Source organism: Campylobacter sp. LMG 7929, assembly GCF_024723595.1.
Lineage (GTDB): Bacteria > Campylobacterota > Campylobacteria > Campylobacterales > Campylobacteraceae > Campylobacter_D.
The window spans coordinates 1-26,938 of record NZ_JANQCY010000014.1 but is presented as its reverse complement, the minus strand read 5'-3'; the positions used below and the strand labels follow the sequence as shown (position 1 = coordinate 26,938).

The 26,938-nt window shown below is 25.7% G+C and carries 15 protein-coding genes and 2 pseudogenes; 9 read left to right on the top strand and 8 right to left on the bottom strand.

From position 1 onward, the window contains the following. Positions 1–2: 2 nt before the first annotated feature. Positions 3–773 (top strand): type IVB secretion system protein IcmH/DotU, encoded by a 771-nt coding sequence (icmH, locus tag CAMP5118_RS06940; RefSeq protein WP_337216946.1) that lies wholly within the window; start codon positions 3–5, stop codon positions 771–773. Here the strand turns inward: icmH and CAMP5118_RS06935 are convergent. The 8 genes from CAMP5118_RS06935 to CAMP5118_RS06900 all read right to left on the bottom strand — a co-directional run bounded on the left by CAMP5118_RS06935 (position 768) and on the right by CAMP5118_RS06900 (position 12,041). After that, positions 768–1,820 carry a hypothetical protein gene (locus tag CAMP5118_RS06935; RefSeq protein WP_337216945.1) on the bottom strand — a complete coding sequence of 351 codons (1,053 nt, stop codon included), beginning with the start codon at positions 1,818–1,820 and terminating at the stop codon, positions 768–770. The genes icmH and CAMP5118_RS06935 overlap by 6 nt on opposite strands. 3 nt (positions 1,821–1,823) lie before the next feature. Further along, positions 1,824–3,080, bottom strand: a complete 1,257-nt coding sequence (locus tag CAMP5118_RS06930; RefSeq protein WP_337216944.1) for a hypothetical protein — start codon at positions 3,078–3,080, stop codon at positions 1,824–1,826. Continuing rightward, on the bottom strand, positions 3,081–5,651 hold the full coding sequence (locus CAMP5118_RS06925) for a hypothetical protein (protein WP_337216943.1): 2,571 nt from the start codon (positions 5,649–5,651) through the stop codon (positions 3,081–3,083). It lies immediately after the preceding gene. Further along, complete coding sequence (locus CAMP5118_RS06920) at positions 5,644–6,498, bottom strand: hypothetical protein (RefSeq protein WP_337216942.1); 855 nt, start codon at positions 6,496–6,498, stop codon at positions 5,644–5,646. Before CAMP5118_RS06920 ends, CAMP5118_RS06925 begins: the two co-directional genes overlap by 8 nt. Further along, a complete protein-coding gene (locus CAMP5118_RS06915; protein WP_337216941.1) occupies positions 6,491–8,113 on the bottom strand; it encodes a hypothetical protein in 1,623 nt (540 codons plus the stop codon). Before CAMP5118_RS06915 ends, CAMP5118_RS06920 begins: the two co-directional genes overlap by 8 nt. Beyond that, on the bottom strand, positions 8,100–8,933 hold the full coding sequence (locus tag CAMP5118_RS06910) for a hypothetical protein (protein WP_337216940.1): 834 nt from the start codon (positions 8,931–8,933) through the stop codon (positions 8,100–8,102). The genes CAMP5118_RS06915 and CAMP5118_RS06910 overlap by 14 nt, the downstream gene beginning before the upstream one ends. 147 nt (positions 8,934–9,080) lie before the next feature. Next, entirely contained in the window at positions 9,081–11,417 is a 2,337-nt protein-coding gene (locus CAMP5118_RS06905; RefSeq protein WP_337216939.1) for a type VI secretion system Vgr family protein, read from the bottom strand. 108 nt (positions 11,418–11,525) lie between these two features. After that, entirely contained in the window at positions 11,526–12,041 is a 516-nt protein-coding gene (locus CAMP5118_RS06900) for an Hcp family type VI secretion system effector (RefSeq protein WP_039626225.1), read from the bottom strand. Between the two features lie 135 nt (positions 12,042–12,176). On the opposite strand from CAMP5118_RS06900, the gene tssM reads away from it, so the two are divergent. The 8 genes and pseudogenes from tssM to CAMP5118_RS06860 form a co-directional block, all read left to right on the top strand. Further along, positions 12,177–15,719, top strand: coding sequence for a type VI secretion system membrane subunit TssM (gene tssM / locus CAMP5118_RS06895; RefSeq protein WP_337216938.1), 3,543 nt, complete (start codon positions 12,177–12,179; stop codon positions 15,717–15,719). Then, on the top strand, positions 15,709–16,611 hold the full coding sequence (locus CAMP5118_RS06890; RefSeq protein WP_139452591.1) for a hypothetical protein: 903 nt from the start codon (positions 15,709–15,711) through the stop codon (positions 16,609–16,611). Before tssM ends, CAMP5118_RS06890 begins: the two co-directional genes overlap by 11 nt. 58 nt (positions 16,612–16,669) lie before the next feature. Then, positions 16,670–17,323: a tRNA 2-selenouridine synthase gene (locus CAMP5118_RS06885; RefSeq protein WP_337216937.1), complete on the top strand. Its 654-nt coding sequence runs from the start codon at positions 16,670–16,672 to the stop codon at positions 17,321–17,323. Continuing rightward, positions 17,323–20,790: a hypothetical protein gene (locus tag CAMP5118_RS06880; RefSeq protein ID WP_337216936.1), complete on the top strand. Its 3,468-nt coding sequence runs from the start codon at positions 17,323–17,325 to the stop codon at positions 20,788–20,790. Before CAMP5118_RS06885 ends, CAMP5118_RS06880 begins: the two co-directional genes overlap by 1 nt. Continuing rightward, positions 20,787–24,269 (top strand): hypothetical protein, encoded by a 3,483-nt coding sequence (locus CAMP5118_RS06875; protein WP_337216935.1) that lies wholly within the window; start codon positions 20,787–20,789, stop codon positions 24,267–24,269. The genes CAMP5118_RS06880 and CAMP5118_RS06875 overlap by 4 nt, the downstream gene beginning before the upstream one ends. Positions 24,270–24,279: 10 nt before the next feature. Continuing rightward, the gene (locus CAMP5118_RS06870) at positions 24,280–25,581 is read left to right on the top strand and encodes a hypothetical protein (protein ID WP_337216934.1); all 1,302 of its coding nucleotides are present in this window, start codon (positions 24,280–24,282) and stop codon (positions 25,579–25,581) included. Between the two features lie 70 nt (positions 25,582–25,651). Next, positions 25,652–26,582, top strand: a pseudogene (locus tag CAMP5118_RS06865) (hypothetical protein). Between the two features lie 79 nt (positions 26,583–26,661). Beyond that, a pseudogene (locus CAMP5118_RS06860) lies at positions 26,662–26,938 on the top strand (hypothetical protein); the annotation flags it as partial.

Below are 26,938 nucleotides of genomic sequence, written 5' to 3'. Positions count from 1 at the left end.
ATATGCAAAAAGAATCACATTTTAAAGAAGGATCTTTACTTTTAGAAAGTGATTTAAAAGGTTTAGAAATCAATAAAGTTGTTGATAATTGCTTGGAAATTCTTTTACTTGTTTATAGATTATCTAAGGTTCATTCTTTGGATGCTGCTTATATAGAGAATTTAAAAGAAAAGCTTGTAAATGAAATATTGGTTTGGAGTTCAAGATTAAGTACTTTTAAAGAGTATGATGAGAAAGATATTATAAAATTAAGATATTGTTTATGTGTATTTGTAGATGAAAGTCTAATGAAAAATGATTTATTTATTAATAGCTCTTGGGCAAATCATACTTTAACCGTGAGGTTATTTGATGAGACTCTAGGTGGTGATAATTTTTACGATATAGCGCTTTCTTGGTTGTCTAATCCATCCAAAAACAAGGATTTTTTGGAATTCATATATGTTTGCTTGATTTTAGGATATAGAGGAAAATATTCTCATGAAAAAGATGTTGAGGAAAAAATTATTTATTTTTGTAACAATATAGCATCGGCTTTAACTCCTCTTATAAATTTAACAGATGAGACAGCTTTTGATAAGGCTTATAATGGAGCTAATAGGGAAAAATTTTGGCAGTATTTTCAACGCAGATTTATGAAATTTGCGTTAGTTGTTATACCTATTGGATGTATTTTAGGTTTTTTCATTTTTGCAATTTTTGATTTGCAAACTCATAATATTAAAATCGATTCTAATATTAGCAGTTTGATTAAGAATATAGAAAAATTATAACTCTTCGTTTGGAATGTTTAATTTTAACTTTTGAAACATAATTTCATTCCAATGTTTTGGAAGGTTGCAAATTTTTGGGTAATATTTTTGAAAAAAATAAATAAAAATTTGAGGATTTTCAGCTAGAGAAAAATAAAATTTTCCTTTATTTGAAGATAAAATTTTACCATCATGGTTAATATTAGGGCTATAGAATTTATATCCTTTTATTGGAGGCATTTTTTTAAGGAACTTTGAATTTGGATAGTGTTTGAAAAATTTTAAATAACCTTCGATATAACCCACCCCATATTTTAATGGATTTATATTAGTATAGAAAAAATCAATAAAAGGGATATTAGAATTTTCTCCATAGTAAGGATTTGGTATAAGATTGATTTGTTTTTGATATAATTCTTTATATGTAGTGTAAGCACCGGCATTAAAAAGTAATTCATTTTCATCTTGAAATTTACCAGAAAAATATGGAATTAAAAAGTCATTTAGACTCCAAACTAAATATTCGTAAAAAAGCTCATCACTAAATGTAATTTTATAATCTTGTTTAGATAGTGTATCAAGTTGATTTAATATATCGTTTTTATGGTTGTTTCTGTCATAGATTAAAGCGGTAATGCCACTATTTTCATAAATTTTATTAAAATAATTTTTAATTAAGTTAATGTTTTTGGAATGCAAATCATCAAAATATGAGTAAATTTGTTCTTTGGATAAGATTATATTGTTATTTTGCCTGAAATATTGCACTTTGTTGTTTGTTATTTCATTAAGCCAAAAATTATTTAATTTTTCAAAATTAATATCAAAATTACTTGCTATAAATTTTGGAAACAAGTTGTTTTTCTCTTCTTGAAATATTACCTTTCCTATATATAAAATAGCGGTTAAATCATTAATTTTTTTATTATATTTACTACTATAGAAATTTGAAATATCGTTTATTCTATCCTCAACACATAAAATATTTGTTTCTATGCCAAGATATATGGTTTTATCTAATCTATTGTTAAAAGCATATTTTTTTAAATCAGGAAGTTTAATTTTCATTCTTTAGCCTAAAAAATCTATCATTTTTTCGACAAATCTTGCATCTCTTTCATTTGGTTGTATTTCGTAAGCATTTTCTTGCCTTTCTTTGTCATCAAATTTATAAAAACCATCAAATAAAATTTTATAATCATCGCTTATAGAGAATCCATGTGCATAAAACAAATATCCTCTTAAAATACCTTGTCCTGGATAATAATAAGTTTCAACATAAAAATGTCTAATCTCGTGAATCATAGTTTTTATTATTTCTTTTAAATCATGTAGATTATTTTCATTAACACGTATGCGTCTTTTGTAATATTCTCCCCATTCTTCTTCATCTCCTTGGAAAAAATCTATTTCACCATTTTTTGTTATTAAATTTAAGTCTAATTTTTCACATATAGCGGTTGCAATCTTACTAATTAAATTTTTATAAATTGCTATATCCAATTTTTTACCTTGCATCAATTCATCATATTTTTCTTTCAATGTTTTAGGATTGTTTTTTTCTATAGGGCAATTTAGCAAAACATCTTTACAAGTTTGAAAATAAAAATCTCTATCTCTTTGATAGTCTTTGAAATCATTTTCCACGCTATCTATGAAAGATTGACTACCTAGGTCAAATCTATAGTAAATATAAGCAATTTTTCCTGCTATTTGAGGATTATTTTTACAGAATGAAAAGAAATTTTCTCTCATAATAGTAAAGGTATCACCTATTTTTTTAGATAGACATTCGAAAAATTTAACAGCATCCCAAACACTTTGTATGTGTGATATTTGGTTCCATTCTTGAATATTTTTGGGATAATTTGCAAGATTAACACCATTAGCAACATTATCATCTTCTCCAATACCCACTCTAAAACTCATATCAATGATCACATAAGGATCTTGTAAAGTCGGCATTTCGCCTTCATAAGCAAATACCACAATATAATATTTTTCAAATTTAGTTTCTTTTGTTCTATAAAGAGGAAGAGAAAAGCCAATTTTATTTGTATTTTCTTGTTCAATTAAAGTTGCATTGTAATCATCATTGCACTCTAATTCTCCATCTTCATCAATATCAACTAAAGTACTAAAACTATCAAAACTTTGCAAATAATCATCCGATACAAATAATAATTGCATTTTAGCTTGACTATCACATTCAAAAAAACCCCATTTTCTTTGTATATCGTCGTTATTCTCTAAGAAAAGTTCTACATATGTTCCTGGTGCAAACGGAGCTTTAAGATCGTATATTTCCTTAGAGCTTATGCTATTCATTTATCTATCCTTTATTTCTTTTGCAAATACAATTTTATTGTTTCGTTTTTGGGGGTATTTAACTTCTAATTCGCAAAGCAATTCTTCTTCATTTGTAATATAGCTTAAATGCTTTAATAAATCTTCAAACAATACCCCATTAATTATTCCTATACTACCATTGCTACCAAATTCTCCCTTTTCATTAATGTTATAAAGATACAAATCCCCCTTACTCATACTTTCTTTATTCTTGCTTTTTTCTTTTTCATTATTTGGATTTGAAATTTCTATTTCTTTAAAACTTTTAGAGCATTCTTTATCTGTGTATAATCTAACACAATACTTTCCCCAAGTCTTACCTATACTAAAAGGATAATCTTTTAAAAAATCAGGTTGTTTGTTGTAATTAATCTCATTGATTTTAAAATAATACTTTCCTTCAGGTAAGCTTCCAAATTTATCTTTAATACTTTCATCATCATAGTAAAAATATGCTTTTTTCTTGGTAGTTTTATCTTTTATATCTTGATAAAAACTAAAAGCAATTTGTTTATTTGATGGTTTTAAATTATCAGCTTTAGCTACTCCACTTCTTGCCATATAAGAAGCTATTAAATCTTTTCCTTTAAAATGATATAAATAAAAACCATCATATTTAAAATAATCTTTATTTTTAAACCTAAGTATAAGTCCTATTTTATGATTGATATAATTATTAAATATTCTTTTGCTATCTTGTAAGGGTTTGGCTAAATAAGCTTTATTATCTTCTAATCTAACTTTAAAACTATGACAATTACTGAAGTCTTTTTCTCTATCAAATCTTATCTGACCTTCTTTATTAGTTTTTAATCTCAATATGCTTTGCTTGATTAGTTTTTCATGATCATACCCTTTTATACTAATGCTAGCATTATCAATAGCCTTGCCATGTTCATCTTGTATGATAAGGCTGATGTAATTTGAAGTAGCAGTGTTGTTTATAATGTTAGTGTTATTGTGGGTTAAATTTAGATCTTGATGGTTTAAATCATCATAAGCATAGCGCTTGCTTATCTTTTTAGGTTCTAATTTTATATTTAAACTATTTTTAGCTAAAACATAGTTTTTAATCTTACAATGATAATAATCATAAGTAATGTTTAAATCTTTTAAAGCATATAAATTATTCTCATCATATTTAAGATAATAATTTATTTTTTCATCATTGAAAGAAAAAATTTCATCTTCCTTTGCGCCTAAAAGAAGTTTTTCATAAAAAAATACTCTTGTTTTTAGTTTATTAAAATCTAGATTATAGTTTTGTTCTAATAAAGCTATATCGATTAATGACTCATCTTTAACAAATATATCACAATTGTTCTCATAAAGATGTAAAAGATTTGACATAGATGAAGCATTGTCAAAAAATATAAGCTTTTTATTTTTTTCTTTGTTTTCTAAGATGAAGTGGCTAAAAGAAAGATTATAAAAGCGTAATAGCTTAGAATCTTCTTTGGTGTCGTTTTTCTCTAAATTCTCAAGTAAGGTTTTATTTTGAGAATAATTAAATTCTATAACGCTTTTATAAAGTTCTTTTCTTGCATTTAAATAAGTATTTGTGATTTTATCTTTGTGCAATAAGAATATAGTATAAAAGCTAGAATGATAAGGAAATTTTTCTTCGTTAAATAAAGCTTGATTGTTTTGATTAAAACTTGTAAAACTTTCACAAAAATATAAAGCTTTTAATAGATAAAATTCTGAGTTAATGTGGATATTATCTATTGTATCTTTTAGTTTTAATGCTTTATAATCTTTTGATATACTTTTGAGTAAACTTTTTTCATTAAGCAAAGATGGAGTTTTTTTAACATCATAAAAAGGATAGTAATAATTTTTTAAATCTTTTGAAATTTTACCATCATAATATAATTGAATTCTTTGCATATTTTTAATTTGTGTTTGATGACAATGTGCTAAGTTATGATAATATTTTTCTTCAGAACTTAAATGAGTTTCATATTCTCTTATAAAATCAATAAAAGAAATACCACTATCTTTTAACCAATCTTCTATTTTAGAATTAATCCACCAAAGAATTATCATACCAGTACCAACAATACTAATGGCTGCTAAAACACCTAACAAGGTGCTACTTGTAATTGCTATTGCACTATAAGTTGTAATGGCTGCTGTGCTTATTATTGGTATTCCTATTGTAAAAATTTGTGAAGCAATAATTTCAGAACCAATTTTTACAGAAACTTTTAAACCATCTTTTGTTTTTTGATATTCTATTAAAGCATCAATTCCACTAAGGGTATTATCTGCTCTTTTTATGATGATTTTAAAAGGGAGTAGGTAGGGTTCGAGGTCTTTTTTAAATTGTTTTGCTGTATCTAACATGTTGTTTAAATAGCCGATTGTTTCTTTCTTGTCTTGAATTTCATTTTGATGCATAAAATTTTCCGTTTTATTTACATCTTCTACTTCTTTAAGTAGTTTTTCTCCTATTTCATCTACACCTGCATCTTTTAAAAGAATTTGCAATTCTTTTTCTGTTTCGTTTAAGGTTTTATTTTGAGTGTTAAGTTCTATCTCATTCATTTGTACATTCTTTTAGTTTAGATTGTAGAGTGTTAAGATTTGTCAATGTCTTCTTGTTGAAGTTTTCTAAAATTTTATTAATATTTTCTTTTAGCTTCTCTTTAGCTTGATTATCTAAAAAAAAATCTTTACGAATTCTTCTTGTAACATTATCTGTAATTTTATTTAGTTTTCTCATTGTATTTAAAATTATTGCAGTTTTAGAATTATCAAATTTACATGTGAATTTTTTAGAAAGATCTCCAATATAAATATGGGAAAATCCCCAGTTGTTTCCAATTAAAGAAGATGTATAATAAACAATATGTGAAAAATCATGACTTTTGATTTTATTTTGCAAAAAATCCTCTTCTAAACGAGTATTTAGAAAAAATAAAAAATCTTCAAGTGCATCAAATCTTTCCTTGTCAAATAAAAAATAAGTTTTATGATTTGTGATATTTCTTTCATTGTATAAAAGATAGGATATAATATCGTTATTTAAATTTAAAACAATTCGACTAGCTTTTCTTGAAAGTTCCTCATCTTCATCTAGGAATGAATAAATAGTTAAAGTTCTTATATCTTCAATACTAGCTTGTATCATCTTAAGATTTTTAATAATCATTTGTGTAGCTTTTTCTTGATTATAGTTTTCTTTGCTTAAATTCTTAGCATATTCTAATTCTTCCTTACCTTCGTTTTCACTCCATTTGATTAAAGCACTAAGATTTTCTCTTGCTTTATTTTCATTAGCTTCTTTAAATTGTAAAGCTTCTTGGATAAAGTTATAAGCATTACTAACAATTATAATAAAAACTAATACAATAAAAACTATAATAGAAATTCTTTTTGATATTTTAAGCAATTTTTTTACCTTTAAAGTTAGTATTATTTATTATAGCATTATTAGATACAATCTTAAAATCTTCTTTTATATCATCTATAATGGTATTGCTTTGTTTTGTTTTTAAAGAAGTTTCATTGTTAAAATTTGTATTTTTTATTATAGTATCTATACTTTCTTTTGTATTGTTTTCTTGTTTTAAATTTAAAGAAAGTTCTTTGAAATTTATACTTTCTTTTATATTACTTTTTTGATTTAAGTTTTTATTTATTTCTTTATTTTCATTTTTATTGATTGTTTTATCTTTACTATTTAATTCTTCATTGATAATAAAAGAGCTCATATAAGTTTGATAAGCATGTTCTAAATCTTTAAAACCAAGTTTTTTAAATTCATCAATACTTTTATAAAGTTCTTTTCTTGCATTTAAATAAGTATCATTTAGTTTGTTTTTATGAGAGATAAAGATAGTATAAAAGCTAGAGTTAAATTCTAATTCTTTTATTGTGTTTTCATCAAATAAAGCTTGCTTATCTTTATCATATAAAACATAATCTTCACAAAAATATAAAGCTTTTAATAAATAGGGTTTTGAATCGATGTTGATGTTGTTGATATCTTGCAAGTTTAAAGTCTTTAGTAGGTATTGTTTATTAGCAATAATACTTAAGCTTTGATTGGAATTTAAAAAAGTATTTTTTTCTTGTTTTAATTGAAAGCTTAGCTTTTCATTTAAAGATTTAAATAAAGAATTAAAAATTTCATTTTTTATTCTATTATCTTCTTTATAAAGTTTTAAATCCAATTGATATTTTTGCTCTTCTTGTTCAATGATTTTTTCTTGTTCTTTTAAATCTTGTATGTTTTTTAAATATTTTTCATCTATAAAATTGTAAGTTGTAGAAGCTATACTTGTTTTAGTTATAAGTTCTTTTTTCTTTGCTAGAGCAAGTTTGTATTGTTTTGAATAGCTAGGGTAGGGGCGTGGAGTGAAGAGGGAGAAAGGATTGATTAGTTTTTGAAAAAAATCATTTGGATGATCAATACATTGACCATTAGGTGTTATAGAATTACTAGGGCATACAACAGGAGGTTTAATTTTATCTCCGATTTTATTAAGCAAATCTTGAGTATTTATTAGCAGTTTTTTTGCTAATTCTTTAATGTTTTCAGAAAAATAGTAAGATATAACACTTCCTCCAGCAAAAATAATTATACCAAAAATAATTTTTCCTCTAAACAAGATAAGTGCTATTTCTTTAGAAATATCTAAGCCTTTTTTTAAAACAAAATCTTGTATAACTTCTTCTCCTAGTTTTACTAAAACTTTAGTTATATCACCATTGTTAATATACTCTAAGGTATATTCAGCAATTTTTAGTTTGTTATCCACTTTATCTGTAATAACTTGAACTTTTTGAATATAAGGTTGTAGGGTTTCTTTAGTGGGAGAGTTAGGGGAGAAAGATATTGTTTTGTCGGATATATTTACACTATTATTAAACAATCCATTGACTTCTCTACTATTCTCTACAATTTCTTGTCCTTCTCTTAAGGCTTCTTTTATACTTTCTTTAATGTTAATAGTGGTATTGTTTTCATTATGAACACTAGTATTATTTTCATTTGCATTCATCTAAGGCCTTTTGGGTTGTATTTATCCATTGTCTTTGTTGAATTGAAAATTCTTTATGTAGATATTTCCAATTTTCCTCTGTTAATCCATCGGGAAGTTTTGTTGAAATATTTAAATCTAAATTATTAAATACTTTATAACTTATTTTCATTTTTTCAAACATTAGGTTTCTATCTATAAAAAAACATATTTCAGAATTTAAATTTAGAAAAAAACCATATAACAAAATTTTAATCATATTTGCCAAACCTTTATACCAAGAACCCTTATTCAAATAGCCTATGCTATCTAAATAATCATAAAATTCTTCATAGCGCTTTATAAATTTAAGTTTTTCTTCAAAAATTTGTTTTTCTAAATCTTTAGTAGAGGCTCTTAAGTTTAGGTATTTTTGTTTCTCATTTGAATTTAAATCGCTTATGAAATTAAGATAATTAAAATAGGTTTGCTCTTTTCTTATCACTGAAAGAAATACTCTAGCGTAATTTTGAAGAGAAGCTTGGTAATACCTATCCTCAAATCCAAATAATTTAGCAACCTTAAAATCAAAAATAGCCTTTTGCATTTTTGCATTTAAATCTTTAAAGTCTTCTAGTTTAGGCTGATAATCATCTACAATTTTAATCATATCTTTAGGACTTGGATTTAAAGTCATTTTTTCAAAAATTCTAAATTCTTGTTCTTTTTTAGGAAAATGATACATTCCCCAATAAATCGTATATAAAGGAGAATAAAGTAATTTTGCAAGCACGGCGAGTATTATGATTAATATAATACAGGGTATATAAAATCTTTTAAGTTTATAAAAAGGTTTTTTCATTTATATTCCTTGGTATTTTAAAAATAGTTTATAAAATTTTCTATAAAAATCATAATGATATTTTTTATACTATTTATTGTATTACTAATATTTGGCATTCTAAAATTTTAAAATATAGTATTTATTTTCAAAAAAAATACTATATATTTACTCCGCTTTAATTTCTCCACCTTTAACAACAAGACCCTTAGAATCTATCACTACTTCTACTCCACCTGCTTTAATGATAACACAATCTGGTTTAGCATTAATCAATGTTTCTCCTACTTGTATAGTTGCCTCACTATCAGCCTTTAGATAATGAGTTGTTTTTGCATAGGTAGTGATATTATTAGCCACCATACTTGTATTTTTATCGCTTTCAAATCCCATGGATTCATTGCTTGTAAAAAGAATATTGTCTTTACTTTTATAATCTATCTCTTTTTCGCTCAAGACTTGTATTTTATTGCTTGTATTTATATTGTAATAACCTTCTATAATTTCTTTTTTGTTTCCTTTAACATTTCTAGTTTCATCTTTATGTATAATGGTATTTTTGTTTGCGCATATTTCAGTGTCTTTATTTTCTCCTATATATTCACTTGAATTTTTAGCTACTCTTAACTTGTTGTCTACTCCTACATTTAATGTGTTAGATAATCCAACTATGGTGTCTTTAGATAAACCTACATTTATTAGATACTCAGCACCAACATTGACATTTTTAGCTAAATCTATGGTTTGTGTATGAACTTTTTTAATTCTTTCATTATAAATCCCATCCACCATAGAATCTTTATCATTTAAAATTCTTTGAGTAAAGTTGTGCTGAACCAATTCATCATAGTCTCTTTCTGCTTTTAGATAGATTTGTTCTTTATCTTTTAAGTTGGATAAAGTTAGTTCATTGTATCCTTGTTCATATACTCCTATAGTTTTAGAGCTAATGGAAGTTTTGTGATCATGGTGTGGCAACGATACAAGAGGATCATTTACCCCATTATACAAACTCCCACTAATAAAAGGTTTATCTATATCATCATCTAAAAATGAAATAATAACTTCATCTCCAATTCTAGGTGTATGGTAAAAACCTGAATGATTGCTTGCTATAGGGCTAGCTACTCTTAAGAATGGACTATGGTGATACATGTTTGTTTTATTATCTAATTCTTCTTGATTAGCATAAAGATTAATCCTTACTTTTACTCTTCCATATTCATCTGTGTATATGGTATTTCTTTGATTTTCTATATTAGAATCTTCTCCTATAACTATACCCATGGTATTAATTGGAGGTTTTGGTTTGGATTTAAAACTAGGTGTAAAGGTTAAAAAAGATGGGGTAAGGGTTAAATTATTTGTATAAGATTTGCTTAGATTTAAGTCTTTAATATTTAAATTATCATTGGTATTGATAGTATTAGCTAAAATAGCATCATCAATTAAAATTTGTTCTTTTGCAATAATGGTATATTCTTTGGTGGTTTCTTCTTGAATATTAATTTTAATACTTTCATTTAAACTAAGATGATAAATATTGCTTTTTGCTTTTAGTATATTATTAAGCATAGTGTTTCTTTTTTCTTTTAGGGTAGGGGATTGTTTTAAATTAATATTTTGTGTAAAGGAATACTCACTTTCATGAGAATGCTCATTATAATGTACATTGGTGTTTTGTGCTTTAGTGCTTAAGGAATATAAACTTAAAGGTTGTTTGGAATTATTACTAGAATGAGTAAAAGCATTAGTTTGTATTTGTTTTTCTTTATTTAGTGCGTAAATACAAGTTTCATTAAGATGGTTGTTGATATTAGGATTAAAAACTATATCTTTTATTTTGCCTTTATGAGTATAAAAATCATAAAAATAAATATTATCTTTATCTTCATAAAAATAAATACCATGATTGTGTGCTAATCTTGTGATAAATTCTAAATCACTTTCATTGTATTGAGAAATCAATTCTTTAGTTTCATATATATGATGAATATTAGAAAAATCAATGTTTTTATTTAGCTTGGTGTTATAATAGGCTAAGGTTTGTTTAATTACTTCTATTATGTTTGTATGAGTATAAATACGATTTGCTTTATTAAAATCAAGTCTTATTAAAGGAGAATGCAAGTTAAACTTAAAAAAATGTTTATGGTTTAATTGTTTAAAATTTTCTTTTACAATATTGCTAGCACTACCTTGATTAACACCTAAATAGTCAACATAAGATATTATTCCCCGATAAATCATATCAATATTAGTTGAAAAGTCTATCTTTTTGTTTTCATAAGGATTTTTAATTATAAGTGAAGCTTCTTTATCAATAAGCATATTAGGATTAAATTCAATATTATCATCACTAAAAATATCATTATTGATATTTTCATAAAAACCTTCACATTCACATAAGAAGATCTGATCCAAGCTTTCTTTTATAATGGCTTTTGTGATTTTAAAATCAAGTTTGTTAATTTTTAAATTAAGATAAGAGTTGTTTGTATTCATTAAAAAAACCTTTGTTGGTATTGGGATTTATTGGGATTATTTTTAATGAAAGTGATAAGGATATTAAATAGCATATAAAGCTCATTGTTTAGCAATGAGCTTATTGTATTACGAATTTGCTTCTCTCCAATCATCACTTCCGCTTGTTCCAGCCGCTGTATGCTCCCAAATAACTTTTCTGTAATTTAAGGATACCTTAAAAAGCTCTGTTTTGTCATGATTGTTTGCTTCTTGAGCATTTGGCATTACTAAGGTAATATCTGTAATGATAGCATCTTCTAATTTAGTTGTAAAAAAATGTTCTTGTCCACCACTTGTTGATGTTCTAAACCAATGAACTTCAACACTCGGAAGTCTTTCACCTTTTGTAAGTGCATTGTAAAGTAGAGGAACTGCTTTGTTTAGAGAGCAAGTGAAAGTAAAAGGCTTATGAACTCTTTGTCCTGATGGTTGTCCACTTTGTTGATCAACTGGAACTGTTACAATATGAGAAATTTCTTGAGCCATAATCTCGTCTTCGTGTCCTGCTTGATAGCGATTTCCTATACTTGCTTCTGTAGAAGCACCACTTGAAATAAGTCCTTGTGTTGAACCTTCGATTTTGATATATGCTGGTTGTGCCATGTTTTTCCTTATGATTATAATTTTAACTTTATATTTATATTAAAAGCTTTTAATATTTTAATACAAAATAAGTAAAAATAATATAAAATTAATAAATAGAAATAAAAATTATTTGAATTTATATTAGGAAAAATTATGTTTCAAAAAATAATGCAAATTTTAAAATCTAGGATTTTCGTAATCACATTAATACTTATTATTTTAGTTGTCTTAAGTTTATTTTTTTGGACTTATGGTTCTTTATTTGCATTTAATGAAATTTATGTTTTTAGTAATTCTTATTTAAGATTTGGGATAATTTTTATATTTTGGTGTTGTATTTTTTTGTTTTTCCTTTTAAAGCCTTTAAGTAATTTTATAAAATCTTTTAAGGATGACAAAAGAATAAGACTTAAAGAAATTAAAAAAGAATCTAATGAATTTTTATACAAAGCAAAAAGAAATTTCTTTATCGCATTAAAAGATGCCAAACAAACATGGAAAAAAGATATCAACACTAAAAATTTGCCTCTTGTTGTTATTGTAGGAAATGAAGGTGCTGGTAAAAGTACTTTTATAAATTATTCTGATATAGAATATCCTTTAAGTGATAGTTTAGAATCATATAAAAAGATGCATAAGTCTACCAATAATTTTAGCTTATATGTTTCCAAGAAAGGCGCTTTGCTTGATACTGAGGGAAATTATTTTTCTCAAGAAGATTTTTTTCATCCTAATAGTAGCGATGAGTTACCCGAAGATGATATAGAGAAAAATAGAGACTTTTTAATTAAAAAGAGCATTTGGCAAAATTTTTTAAAATTTTTAAATAAGAATTATTTTCATAGTAAATTAAATGGCATTATTTTAATAATTGATACTCGATTGTTTTTGGAAAACACAAAAGAATATTCTAATAATTTAATTCGTTATTTAACAAAAAGGGTGCATGAGTGTGAAAAAATTTTAGGTGTACAATTACCTATTTATGTTGTTTTTTCAAAATTAGATTTGATAGAAGGTATGAGAGAATTTTTTGATATTTTTAATGAAAAAATTCAAAAAAAAGCTTTTGGTATAAGTTTTGCAGAACATTTTAAAGAAGAAGATATCCAAAAGTCTTTTGAAGAGATAAGCAAATCTTTGTTTTTACGTTTTGTTGATAAAAATTCTTCTATATACACTATAGAGGAAAAAAATAAAATTTATTTATTTTTAAAGCAGTTGGATAATTTATTTGTATTGAGCAAAGACTTTATCGTGCAACTCCAAAATGAAAATATTTTAAAAAATAGTTCAGTTTTAAGAGGGGTATATTATGTAAGTGCTTATCAAGAAAATGTGCCAAGAAATTTTATGCTTGATACAATTTGTGAAAAGTATAATATAAAAAAACCATTAGCTCAAGTAAAACAGTCTTTTAGTAAGCAAAGTTATTTTGTTCAGTCTTTGCTTGAAGATATTGTCTTTAAAGATTCATCGCTAAGTAGAATTAAAAGTTTTTACAAAAAGATATCGCTTGTGGGTCTAACTATATTTTTGAGTTGTATGACTTATTTTATTTCATCTTATTTTATTCTTAAAAGTGAGCAAGAAAAGAAAATATCTCAAAGTGTTTATACAGATCTTTCATTTTTGTTGAAAAATATGCAAGATTACCCCATGATGAGTATAGAAGAGAAAGCAAAATTATTAGTTGATTTAAGAAGTATACTAAGTGTATATCCACAATTAATCGAAAAGGCAAGTTTGTTTGAATATTTTAGCTTAAACATAACATACAAAGGCTTTAAAAAAGCACAAAATTTATATTATAAAATTAGTGAAGATGTGTTGAAAAATACCCTATTAAAAGAAATGGAAATAATATTACAAACTGATGATAATTATGATAACTTAATTAAAACTTTATATGTATATAAATCATTGTTTGAGCAAAAATATCTTGATAAAGATTTATTAAAAATATGGATTAATGAAAATTGGAATTTTTTAGAAAAATATAAAATTTCTAAAGAAAATTTTCTATCTGGTATCGATGAACTTCAAAAGATTGATTTAAGCACTTCTCAGCAAGATGACATTTCGGTTAAATTATCTATTGAAAAGCTATATAATGTAGCAAAAATTCAAAGAATATATACTTTACTTAACTTTATCATTCTAGATAAAAACAATAAAGTATATAATTTTAAAAATGAATTAGGATTTGCTGCTAACAATGTTTTCTCAGAGTCTATTAAAATTGATAGTATTGAAGAAATTTACACAAAAAAAGGTATGGCTGACTTTTTGCAAACGTTAAATGTAAAAATAGATAAAGCCATTGAGATTGATTCGTGGATTTTAAATGATTTGTCAAATTCTGAAAATAGAAGTAATATGGCAATGGGAATTATTAAAATTTATTTAACGCAATATCAAAATAAATGGCAAGAAATTTTAAATTCACTTGCACCAAAAAAGTTTATTTCCAAAAGTTCTATGCTAAATGAACTTAATATACTATCTAAAAAAGAAAATCCTTTAATGAATTTTATAAAAATTGTTAGTGTAAATACCAATCTCAACGATGCTACCTTACTAACTCAAGCATATAATCTCGGTGTTAATGCTGCTGAAATAAAGACAAGTTTTATGGGGATTACCAGTTCGTTTGATGCTTATCATAAAATTATAGAACAAAATTCTATTTTAAATACGGGTGCTACTGCTGTAGGTTTAGATGTTGGAAGTCATCAAAAAACCATGGAATTAATAAATACAGATTTGTCTAATATTCATAAAAAAATAACTGACTTTACAACAAATAACTCGCAAACTATTGAGGAAAAAATAAAATACGCTTTAAGCGATAGTAAAGATTCTAGCGACCCATTTAGTTCTCTTGAACAAAATATTAAAAATTTACCAAGTGAATTGGAAAAATATTATGCAACTCTTTCTTTGTATGCTTGGAATATTATAGAAAACCATGGAGTTTCTTTGTTTAATACTGTTTGGTTGAATGAGGTTTATGCACCATTTGTTAATGATATAGCTCCTTTTTATCCTTTTAATTTATTAAGTTCACAAGATTTAAGTATAGATTCTTTTAAAAATTTCTTTGGTAAAAATGGAATTTTAAATAAGTTTTATGAAAAATATTTAACAAATGTTCTAATTAAAAGAAAAAATGTTTACTCTATTAATTCTAAATTTAGCTCAAGATTAACTTTTTCCAAAGAATTTTTGGATTTTATTACTAAGGCTGGTAATTTATCAGAGTTAATGCTAAATGCAAATGATGTAATGAGAGTGCGCTTTACTTTACAAAGTCTTGACTTAAGTGCCGATTTTTCTTTTGTAAAAGTTCAGTATAATGATACTTCTATTATATATGATCACACATTGCATACAAAATTAGATGTTATAACTGATGAATTTAACAATGGAACTAGTTTTGATTTCACTGCGTATTCTTATTTAGATGCTAATATAAATTACACAAAATCATATAAAGGAGAATGGGCTTGGTATAAATTATTACAGGAAAGTAAAAATTCAAATTCATCTTACAGTGTTTTATTTAATGACAATAAAAAAATGTATTTTGATTTCAAACTTAATAATAACAACTCAGATATTAATAATATAATTATGATATTAAGTGATTTTAAAATAGTAGAAAATATAACAAAGGCTCAAAATGATAGATAAAGAAACCATAGGATTAATAATTGAAAATATTGACGAAAATATTACGAAAACAGTAGCTTGTGTATTTGATGAAACTGGTGGACTTGTTGGATCAAGTCCAGAATGTTTATTTTGGATACAAGATAAAAATAATTCTGTTAAAGAAAAACATATGAAGATTACTTTTGAAGAAGGTTTTTTTACTATGACGCCTATAGAAGGCAGTGATATTTTTTATAATAATTCTTTTTCTAGATTGGAAGATGGTTATGAAATTATTATCAACAAAGGCGATGTTCTAAAGTTAGGTCTTATTGAGTTGCGTTTTGTTGATTCAAAAGAGATTAAACAAGAAACTTTAAAGCAAGCAAAAGAAATAAAAGAAATAGAAAAACACACACAGATGGATGAAATAGAGCTAAAACCTAGAGGAAAAATAGATGGTTTAGATTTTAAGGCAAAAGAAAACATTAAAGAACTTATTGAAACAAAAATAGATTATAGTTTTATAGAGGATAATAATATTAAAAATTCTGAAGTTATTATGGAATCTAATTCTTCTGTTAATTTAGATTTTACTTATGAAAATATAGGAAAAATTTTAGATAAATTGCAAAATGAATTATCACAAAATCGTAAAAAAACAATACTAAATGATAATTTCCAAAAATTAAATATAGATGATTTTCAAACAGTTATTTCAAAAATTCCGCTTATTAAAGATACAAAACTAATTAATCTTGTTGTGTTAAAATTAATTACTAAAGAATTGTATTCACCTGTATTTAAAGAGATGGAAGAAGATATTTTTATGACTTATTTGCAAAATGCCTTGCAAAATATCATCAAAAATGATCAAAATATATTTGAAAATTTGACTTTACTGTCTTTAAATAAATACAAAGAAAAATAATTTTTTTCAAAGTAAAGTAAGATAATTTTCCAAAATTAAATTTAAAAAGGAGTATCAAATGAAAATCACAATGATAATTCTAAGCTTGTTTTCTTTAGTATCTTTAGGTGCATGTGCTTTTAAAGAAAATAAAGCAAGTGAATTAGAAATTCTTGCAAGTAATTATGGTGGAATTTATATCTTTGATAAAAAAATAAGAGAAGAAATATTGGAATTAGAGAAAAAAAGAGAAGAATTTCGTAGCAAGTATTTAGGGAGTGAAATCAAAGTAGGAAATGAAACTCATTTTGTGAATTTTTCTTATTTGAAGAAAAAATTCCCTCAAGTCCTTTCTAATGGTTGTAAATATTATCGTGATGATTATATTAATAGCTATAAAATAGGCGAATCTAATTTTAATTTCGATGATAAACCCGAATTTGTATACTATGAAGATCAATTTAAAGCATATATGGGTGAAGAAAACTATAAAAAATTAAGACCTTATTTGATTATGAGCAGTTATTATGTATGCAAAGGTAAGAGATATCCTATTACTTTTTATACCATGATAGATTATAAAGTAAAAAGTTATGGATTGTTTGGAGATGAAGGAAGAGGATTTAGCTTTTCTAGCATTAGTCGTAAAAGTGCAGGAGGAGGATCTTTTCATTATTTTACTAATAATAAATTTATAAAAAGTGATGAAAAATATACAGGACAAAGTTACTGATGAATTCTAAAGAACTTATCTCTCAAATCAAAGACTATGCTAATATAGCAGATGCTAGTTATGCTATGCTTGATTTAATCGATGAGAATGATGAAAAAGGTTTTTTTGATAGTGCTTTTACTCCTCCTTTGTGGCTTTATGCTGATGGGATAAAGTTAGGGTATGAGATAGAAGATAAACATATTCAAAATGAATCTTCAAAAAGTTTAATTTTAAAAAATAAACGTGAAATAGGAGATCCTACAGCTTATGCTACCATTATAGAAGCTAGATTTTCTGCTGATCTTGTCTTTAAAAAACCTAGAAAAGACAATGAAGCTTTAGATGAGGATCAAGTTATTGGAAATAAAGCGCAAAGCTTTATTTATAGAAACAAAGAAGACAAAGAAGCAAAAGATCAAAAAAATCTACTGGCTTTAAATTTTGCTAAACACAATGAAAATCCTAGAAATTTAAGACATCATCTTAGCCCTCGCACTAAAAATTTTGTATCTCGTTATGAAGTTATAGATCATGTAAAAAATACCAACATCAGTGGTTATTCTCATACTGTTTTTAAAGATACAAGTAAAAATGATAATACTTATATCTTGGCTTTTCGTGGCACTGAAACAGGTGGAACACAGCTATTAAAAGATGCATTTTTTACAGATGGTTTTATTGCTTTGAGGCTTGGAATTCCACAAGTGGTGTCTTTGATGAATTATAGCGATGAAGTTTTAAAAATCATTAGAGAAAAGCATGGGAGTGATAATTTTAAAATAGATGTTGTGGGGCATTCTTTAGGAGGACATTTGGCTCAATGTTTTTGTATCTTTGGGCAAAAAAAATATATTCAAAAACTTTATACTTATAATGGAGCTGGTATAGAAGGTGTTGTAGTAAGTCTTGTAAATATTTTTATTAGAGTTATTAGAGTTGTTTTTAAATTACTCATTAAAGGTATTAAAAAACTTTTTGGTTTTGGTATGACTAGAAAAACTTTAGATAATTGCTCTAAAGTTTTAAATGTGGAAAATGGAACCGATGGTTTGATCGAAGAATGTAAAAATTCACAAGGACAAATAGATCAAAAAAGACTTGATGAATGTGCTTTAAATATAAAACAAGCAAGTAAAGGCAAAACAAGTATAGAAATACATCATATAGAAACTATAGCTAAACCTATCCCTAATAAAGAAGATTTTTCACGAGAATATAGACAAGCACTAGAGTCATCAAGATCTGTGATAGCTGATTTGGGTTATAAATATGGCTTAGATATTAAAGATAAGTTTGATTATAAAAATACAGACAAGTTGCATTTAATTCATATAGGAGAGCTTGAAAAAAATTATTTGCTAACTAGCCATTTTATGTATAATATAGTTTGGGCGAGTTATTTTTATGAGCATTTGATAAAAAATAATGAAAATATCAAAGAATTTAAAAAGGATATTGCCTGTGCTATGGATTATCTAAATTCTTATGCACAAAATTTAATCGACTTAAGTGAGAAAAATAAGCTTTTATCAGAAGATCAAATAGATATCCAAGATGAAAATCAAAATTATATTAGTGTAGTATTGGATAAAATTTTTGATAACTTGTGTAAAAATAATGAATATAACAAGAAAGAATTTAATCTTATTTATAAAGATATACAAGAGTTGTTTTATGTAGGTGAATATAAAAATGTAAATAAATTTGTTATTCCTGATTCTTTTTTGGTTTTGGAAGCTATGCAATTTTATATAAAAATACTAGATAAACCTATATTAGAAAAATTATCTAATAAGGACTTCAAGCAAGATTTAGATCATGCTGAAGCAGTTTATAAGTGGTTGCCTTTTATTGTTAAAGATAAAAATAATCAAAAAATACTTACAGAAGATAATATAGGGAAAATCTTAAATTATAACTCTGAGTGCTTTAAATGTCTTAGCTTGGAAAATGATTTGGATTTTTTTCAAGCTAGAAAAAAGCAAATGATTAATTTGATTTATGAAAATAATTGCACAAGCTATTATCTTAATAAAAACCAACCCATTAAAACAAAAGTAAAATTTAATTCTTCAAGTTCGACTATATTTGTTAATTTACCAAAAGAAGAAGTTTTTATTTTTGCTAATTGTAGGGATTTGATTGATTGTGATGAGATTTATAAAAGAGTAGCTACTAAAGTAGGTGTTGCAGTTGAAGAACTTCAAAACTACCAAGCTTATATCTTTTTAAACTCCACTCTCCTTACAGGCTCTGCTGAACTTCCTAACAATCCTTTTTACTTTGGAGAATTAGATCAAGATAATGCCATAAAACAAGATACACCTAGTTATTATTTTTCTCCTAAAGATGAAAATAGTGGCAAAGGAAAACTTAGCATCTTTTATAAAAATGATGAACTTTGCTTGCTTAATTATTCTATTATAGAAAATTCTTTAAATATCAAATTAGAATGCTTAAGCAAGCAAAGCTTAGAGTATAAAGACTTAATTTCAAATACCCTAAAAGAACAAAAAACCATACAAATAAATAAAAAACAAGCTATAGCTAAACTTCATGCCCTTTTAGAAAATCAAAACCTAGAATGTATCCATGGAGGTAAAGTCATACTTCAATCAAACAAAGGAAAAACTTTTAAAGATAGTGGTGTGCCTATTATGCTAGAAAGTGATTTGCTTAATTCTAGCATAAGTGGTTGTCCTAATACTATAGGAAAAGTAAGTTATCCTTGCACCAAGGTAGTAGATGTTAAAGGCTCTTTATCTCAAAAGAAAGTTAATAATGAATATGTAATCTTACAAGAACTCATCTCAGCTTGTGTCACAGATAAAGGATATCCTTTAAAAGTAAGCTTTGTACCTACTAAGTTTAAATTTGATCATAGTTTTAATCCTAAGGATGGTTTAGCCAAACAAAACAAAAGTCAAACAAAGCTAAAAGAGCCCATAATAAGACTTCATTATAAAAGTGATAGATTTCAAAAAGATAACCTACCTATCTATAATCTTTTGATCAATAATGAAAAAAAAGAACAAAATAAAGCTTTAAGTGAATTAAATATAGATCAAAAAGATTTAAAAGATATAGAAGATGTTAATATTCTTAATCAATTCAAACAAGACTTTAGTAAAGATTATGAATTTAAAGAATTAAATTTTAGTTTTGATACTAATTTAATCAAACTTTATTTTATTATCCCAAAAAATATTGCTAAAGTTTATAAAAGTGCTTATAAAGAATTTGAATATAAAGATTTAGGAGTAGGGTATTTTACACAGCTACATGAGTATGATAAAATCATCAAAAATTCCCTAGAAGATAATAAAGAATTAAACGAATATCATTTTAGTTTTTTAGCTCCTGCTAAAATGCAAAATTTAAAATTTCAAATCGCAAATGGACTAGATGAGATCTTAGAAGATGAAGATAGAAAACAAGAGCTTTATGTTTGTAAATTTGTAGTAGTGAATGGGATTAAAATATGAAAATAAAAGATTTCACCTTAATTACATCAAATCATAATTTGGAAATTGAGTTAAAAAATCTTACCGAAAATGCTAATAAAATTATTTTTATATGTGGTGATTTTGATGGATATAAAGAAGCTAAGAATTCTTTGTATAAGACACTACATACTATTGAATATAAATTTAAAATTAACAAGAAAAAAACTTTTAAAATCATACATTTAAATCAAGCTAATAAAGATGAAATCACAAAAGAACAAAAATTTAGCTCTGATAAAAATTTATCTAGTATTAAAAAAATTATCTTTAATAATTTAAATTTTTTAAATGATGTAATCAATCAAAACAAAAATAAAACGCTCAATAAAATTATTGATGAGAGTAATGAAGAAAATATTGAAAATTTTTTAAAAGGAGTTCAAAAAGAATTAAATACATTATTAAAAAATATCAAAGAATCTGATTATTTTGAGCAAGAGATTAAACCAAAGATACAACTTACCCTAGATACACTTTTTAATACATTTTTAAAAAATATCACTCAATCTAATGATGATGAATATAAGCAAATTATTAGAGCTATAGCAAAATTTTTTATCAATATATTAGATTCTGTAACTAATCTTAAAAAACCTATCTCTTTGGTCAAAAAAAATCCTTATGTTTTTGTTGTAAATACATTATTTGAAGCTTATAATTCTTCTTCTGACTATCAAGAGCATAAGGAACAAAAATATTATTATGATTTTGCTTATCCACTTTTAGAGCTTATTACTAGTAAGCTTTATCCTATTATCGCTTTGTGCAATGAAGAAATTTTATCTGATGTATTGATTATAGATGATAAAGTATTATTAGATTTTTCATCTTATTCTAATGTACCTTCTATTAGTCTTTATAAAAATAGTTTTTATAAAGTTATTTTAGATGAAGAATTTCAAGGTATTTTTGATCATTTTTTAGAAAATAATCCAAAAATTGAAAATGAAAAGTTAGATAATACGCTTTTGATTAATTCTAGTTTAAAAAATTTTGATACAACATTAAAAAAAGCAATCAATTCAAATATCTCTGAACTTAATCATTTCTTTTATGCAGAATATCCTGATTTAAATTCTTCCATACTAGTAGAAATGATACTAGATAAAAAAAATACTGATCAAATCAATACAACAAAAATGGGTAAAAATTATTTGTTTATTACCAATCCACCACAGCTTAACAATGCAGCACTTTGTGAAGATTTGTATCAAAAAAAATTAGGAGCAATAATAAAAAATCGTCCTAAAGCTCTTACAAAAAATGAAAAACTTGGGTTAAAAGAACAATTTCCTAGTAAAAGAGATTATGGTTCTTATTTTATAGAAAGAGATGTTAAAAAGGAAGATGATTTTGTATTGCAACTTTGTCCTTTTGTGAAACTTGATGGACAGATTTATCAAAAATATAAAAGGTATTTTAATTTTTATAATCAAACACTTTCTTGGATAGGACTTGATTTATTAGAGAGTGTAAAACAATCAGTTGAGCAAGATTTTGCTTATATTGATAGCTTTTTTAAATTACCCAAAGAACTAGAAGAAATTAGCGAAAAAGAAAAAGAAAAAGTAAAAGAATATATCGGGCTTTTTAATAATTATTTAGATAATATCAATTCTTATTATGATCAAATGCAATTTTTTCTTGAGTTAGAGTCATCAATATCCAAAACATATGAAAATGTAGATTTTAAGAAATACTCACCTTTAACGGTTGTTTTATTGACTTTAACTTTGTATGTTTTACAAAAAGACTTAGCTTTTACACAAGAATATTCTCTTGGTGTTAAAAATATTGTAATTCCAAATCCAGATTATGGTGATAAAGAAATTTCACTTAATTATCAAAAGATTAAAATACCAAATTATTTTAATGAGTATATTTCATTTATCCCTGATGATATTTATTTTTATGATAATGATAAAAAAATTTACATCTTTTTATCTAAAGAATTAAATAAAAATAAAAAAGAAGATGAAGTTATCTATTTAGATGAATTAGCTAAAGCTATGTTTGAAAATGATTTTGAAGAAGAAGATCAAACTTATGTGGATTTTTTAAAAACCTTAAATGAAAGTTTTGATGAGGAAATTGAATTTAAAGAAAATACACAAACAGATAAAACTCTTCCTTTGAAAAAAGATTTAGATAAAAGTATTCAAGAAATTATGCTTGATAATGAACTTGCAAAATTATCCATAGATATCACTTTTTTTAATATCATTAAGCAACTTTTTCCTTTTGCAGAATTTTTTATGAGCCAGCCTGATTTTTTTAAAAAAATGATTTTATTTTTTATAAATTCAAGCTTTGATAAAAAGCATTATGGCAATAAATTATTTTCTAGTTTTAAAGTACATTTTTTTAAAGAACTAGGGATATTTTATGCACTTAATCCTAAAGGGCATTTTATAAAAATTAATCCAAAAAGTAAAAAGCCACTCAATAAGCTTTTTTTATATCAAATAGGAACAAATTATTATTATTTTAATCAATTAGAATATGCAAGCGAGTTGAAAAAGTCAAAGAGTTTTTCAAGATTGGATAAAGCTAAGCAAATTCATTTGATATCAAAAGTAAAAAAACAATTAGCTATTGATTTTTCTATTAAAGTAAGTAAAAATTTAAGTGCAGATGTGTTAAAAAATTTAGCAGGATCTTTTATCGATACACTTTTGCCCACAAATTATGAAAGATTAAAAATTTTATATGAAAAACTAATGTATGAAAAATTTACTTACAATTATGATTTTCCTTTAGCTGTAAAAAAAGAAGAATACTTAACCTATCCTTTATTGATAAATTCTAGATTTATGAGTTTTGATTTATCTGAGTTTATTTTTGGTTCTTTATTATGCACAGGTGGGCTTAATTATTATCCTAGTATTGCTTGTGCTACGACTTCAAGCAAAGCTAGGGAATTTGCCTTAAAAAGACTTTTATCTTATATTATTTTAGATGAGAAAAGAAGTGCTTTTAAGGAAGATAAAATCAATGAGGGCAAATACATCTTAAATGATAAGGAATTTTTTGAAGAAAACAATATAGAACTTAGAAATTGTAATATATGTAAGCTAGAGCATTTTCAAAGAAAAGAAGAGTATAAAACACAACACCCAGTGATAAAACAACACCCTATCTTAGCTTATAATGATGCTATACAAATTTTATATGAATATGCAAATGGTATTTATAGCACTACTCAAGATGAAAAGGGTAAGTTCATAGAAGATAGACAAAAAGCAAGAAGATTAATGGAAAATTTAGAAGCCATAGGACAACATAATTTAGAAGTGATGTATAAGGGGGTAAATGAAGAATATGTAAAAAACAAAAGAAAAAATGAATATGACGAAGAAGAAAGCGATGATGCTAATAAATCCCAAGATTATTCTAATAAGTTTATAGGAAGGCTAGCCACTACTATAATCATGGAAGATGGTTTGTATATAGGATGAAAGGATAAAAATGAATGGTAATAAAGATATTTACGAGATTTATACTTCTAATGGACTTATATTAGAAGTTGATAAAAATACAAATCAAATTATATTTGATAAAAGAGAAGATGGGCGTGAAGTAGGCAAATACACCCAAGAATATTCTAAAGCTTTGTTTGAAGCACACAATATCAAACAAAACTCCCCCTATAAAGACTATCAACCTAGATATTTAGATCCTAATCTTTACACAGGGCAAAGTTCTACTTTGCTTGAGTTTAAAGATTGGCAAAGTATTTATTTAAAAGATCCTATTAAAGGAAGCATAGCTCCTTGGACTAAAGCAGAAAAAGCTTATTATAAATCTTTAAAAACTAAAAAAGAAAGATATAAGTATTTAGTTATAAGAAGTGGTATAAGAAGTGTTGTTATAGATATACCTTATGAAGCTATAGGAGCTGTAGATGAAAAAGGAAATGTAGATCCTAAATATGAAAAATTATATAGAATAGTAGATGATAATAAACATAATCTAAGATCAAGTTTATTTCATAATGAATGGGGTATGGCAGCAGGAATATTAGGTGATTATAAATATCTAGCTAATGATATGTCTCAAAATGGTTTTAATGCAAGATTTATCCAAGCTACTATACTTTATATACAATTAAGTGGAGGAAGTAGTATATTAGATAAACCTAATTTATTAGGTGCTATTTATGGTTATGCAGATATTGCTGTAGGAAGTGGTTTAGTAGGAGTGCATAAAAATCCTTTAAGAGAACAAGAGATTAAAACCTTAGCTAAGACTTTAAAACCTGATGAATTTGGTATGCTTCCTTTTATAGATGAGATTATGGGAGTAGATTGGGTAATTGATTATAACAGGTATAGAATTGCTCGCGATGAATTTGGAAGTATGTATAGAGCCTTAAGAAGTGATATAGTTGAGGGTAAAATAAAAGATCCAAGGGATGTAGATTCTACTTATGAAAGCAGAAGAGAATTTGATCGCCATAGGGGAGGGTATTATAATGGCATGGTAAATGCCTATGGTTATGATATTCCAAATGATCGGAGTGAAGAAAGTGCACAATTAAGAATAGATTCTATGATTTTAACTGCCAAACTAGCAGCCCTAACTCCACCTCAAGGCTATCCTAATGCACCTTATTATTTTACCCCTGAAAATCTAGAATGGTATTATAAAAGACATAAGCTTGATAGACTCCTTGATCCAAGAATTCCTGCCATATATAGATATAATTTTCCAGAGGAACTTCGAGCTAAAATACTAGCTTATGCTAAAGAACATAATATAAAAGAGTAAAAATAATAAATTTCATTAGCCACTACTATAATCATGGAAGATGGTTTGTATATAGGATGAAAGGATAAAAATGAGTGAAACTTATGAAATTTATACACCTAATGGTGGTATATTAGATGTAGAAAAAAAAACGAATAAAATTTTATTATATGATGGGGGAGCTAAGGTAGGCAAATACACCCAAGAATATTCTAAAGCTTTATTTGAAGCTGATCGTATATTAAGAAACTCTCCTTACAAAGACTATCAACCTAGATATTTAGATCCTAATCTTTACACAGGGCAAAGTTCTACTTTGCTTGAGTTTAAAGATTGGCAAAGTATTTATTTAAAAGATCCTATCAAAGGAAGCATAGCTCCTTGGACTAAAGCAGAAAAAGCTTATTATTTATGGTTATGCAGATATTGCTGTAGGAAGTGGTTTAGTGGGAGTGCATAAAAATCCTTTAAGAGAACAAGAGATTAAAACCTTAGCTAAGACTTTAAAACCTGATGAATTTGGTATGCTTCCTTTTATAGATGAGATTATGGGAGTGGATTGGGTAATTGATTTAAATAAATATGATATAGCTAGCGATGAATTTGGAGATATATACAAAGCCTTAAGAAGTGATGTGGTTGAGGGTAAGATAAAAGATCCAAGGGATGTAGATTCTACTTATGAAAGTAGAAGAGAATTTGATCGTTATAGGGGAGGGTATAAAAATGGTATGAGGCAAGGTTATGAAACTGATACACCTAATGATTGGAGCGAAGAAAGAGCACAACTTTTTAATGATACTTTAATACTACATGCCAAACTCGCAGCCCTAACTCCACCTCAAGGCTATCCTAATGCACCTTATTATTTTACCCCTGAAAACCTAGAATGGTATTATAAAAGACATAAACTTGATAGACTCCTTGATCCAAGAATTCCTGCCATATATAGATATAATTTCCCGCAAGAACTTCGAGCTAAAATACAAGCTTATGCTAAAGAACATAATATAAAAGAGTAAAAATAATGAATTTCATTAGCTACTACTATAATCATGGAAGATGGTTTATATATGGGTTAAATTAAAGAAAGGAAAAACAATGCAAAAAACACTTCAAATTGATTTAGAAAAAAGAAAAGCTTTAGAGAGTTTAAAAAATTTAAGCTTATTGGGTTTTGGTGGAGTTATGTTATTTAATCTAAATAAAGATGATTTGATTAAAGATAATGATATTTTTTCTATGCATAATATGAATCATTTTTTACAACTTAGTTTAGATCAATTTTACATACCTAATGCTTTTTTAAATATTTTAGAATTTTTACATATTAAAAAACATATTGATATAAAAGAATCTTTTCATATCAACATCTTGA

Excerpts from the sequence above, each read along its gene's own strand:
- CAMP5118_RS06885 (WP_337216937.1), top strand. The coding sequence starts at position 16,670 with ATGAAAATCACAATGATAATTCTAAGCTTGTTTTCTTTAGTATCTTTA.
- CAMP5118_RS06890 (WP_139452591.1), top strand. The coding sequence starts at position 15,709 with ATGATAGATAAAGAAACCATAGGATTAATAATTGAAAATATTGACGAA.
- CAMP5118_RS06915 (WP_337216941.1), bottom strand. The coding sequence starts at position 8,113 with ATGAATGCAAATGAAAATAATACTAGTGTTCATAATGAAAACAATACC.
- CAMP5118_RS06905 (WP_337216939.1), bottom strand. The coding sequence starts at position 11,417 with ATGAATACAAACAACTCTTATCTTAATTTAAAAATTAACAAACTTGAT.
- CAMP5118_RS06870 (WP_337216934.1), top strand. The coding sequence starts at position 24,280 with ATGAATGGTAATAAAGATATTTACGAGATTTATACTTCTAATGGACTT.
- icmH (WP_337216946.1), top strand. The coding sequence starts at position 3 with ATGCAAAAAGAATCACATTTTAAAGAAGGATCTTTACTTTTAGAAAGT.
- CAMP5118_RS06875 (WP_337216935.1), top strand. The coding sequence starts at position 20,787 with ATGAAAATAAAAGATTTCACCTTAATTACATCAAATCATAATTTGGAA.
- tssM (WP_337216938.1), top strand. The coding sequence starts at position 12,177 with ATGTTTCAAAAAATAATGCAAATTTTAAAATCTAGGATTTTCGTAATC.
- CAMP5118_RS06930 (WP_337216944.1), bottom strand. The coding sequence starts at position 3,080 with ATGAATAGCATAAGCTCTAAGGAAATATACGATCTTAAAGCTCCGTTT.
- CAMP5118_RS06925 (WP_337216943.1), bottom strand. The coding sequence starts at position 5,651 with ATGAATGAGATAGAACTTAACACTCAAAATAAAACCTTAAACGAAACA.
- CAMP5118_RS06935 (WP_337216945.1), bottom strand. The coding sequence starts at position 1,820 with ATGAAAATTAAACTTCCTGATTTAAAAAAATATGCTTTTAACAATAGA.
- CAMP5118_RS06910 (WP_337216940.1), bottom strand. The coding sequence starts at position 8,933 with ATGAAAAAACCTTTTTATAAACTTAAAAGATTTTATATACCCTGTATT.
- CAMP5118_RS06880 (WP_337216936.1), top strand. The coding sequence starts at position 17,323 with ATGAATTCTAAAGAACTTATCTCTCAAATCAAAGACTATGCTAATATA.
- CAMP5118_RS06900 (WP_039626225.1), bottom strand. The coding sequence starts at position 12,041 with ATGGCACAACCAGCATATATCAAAATCGAAGGTTCAACACAAGGACTT.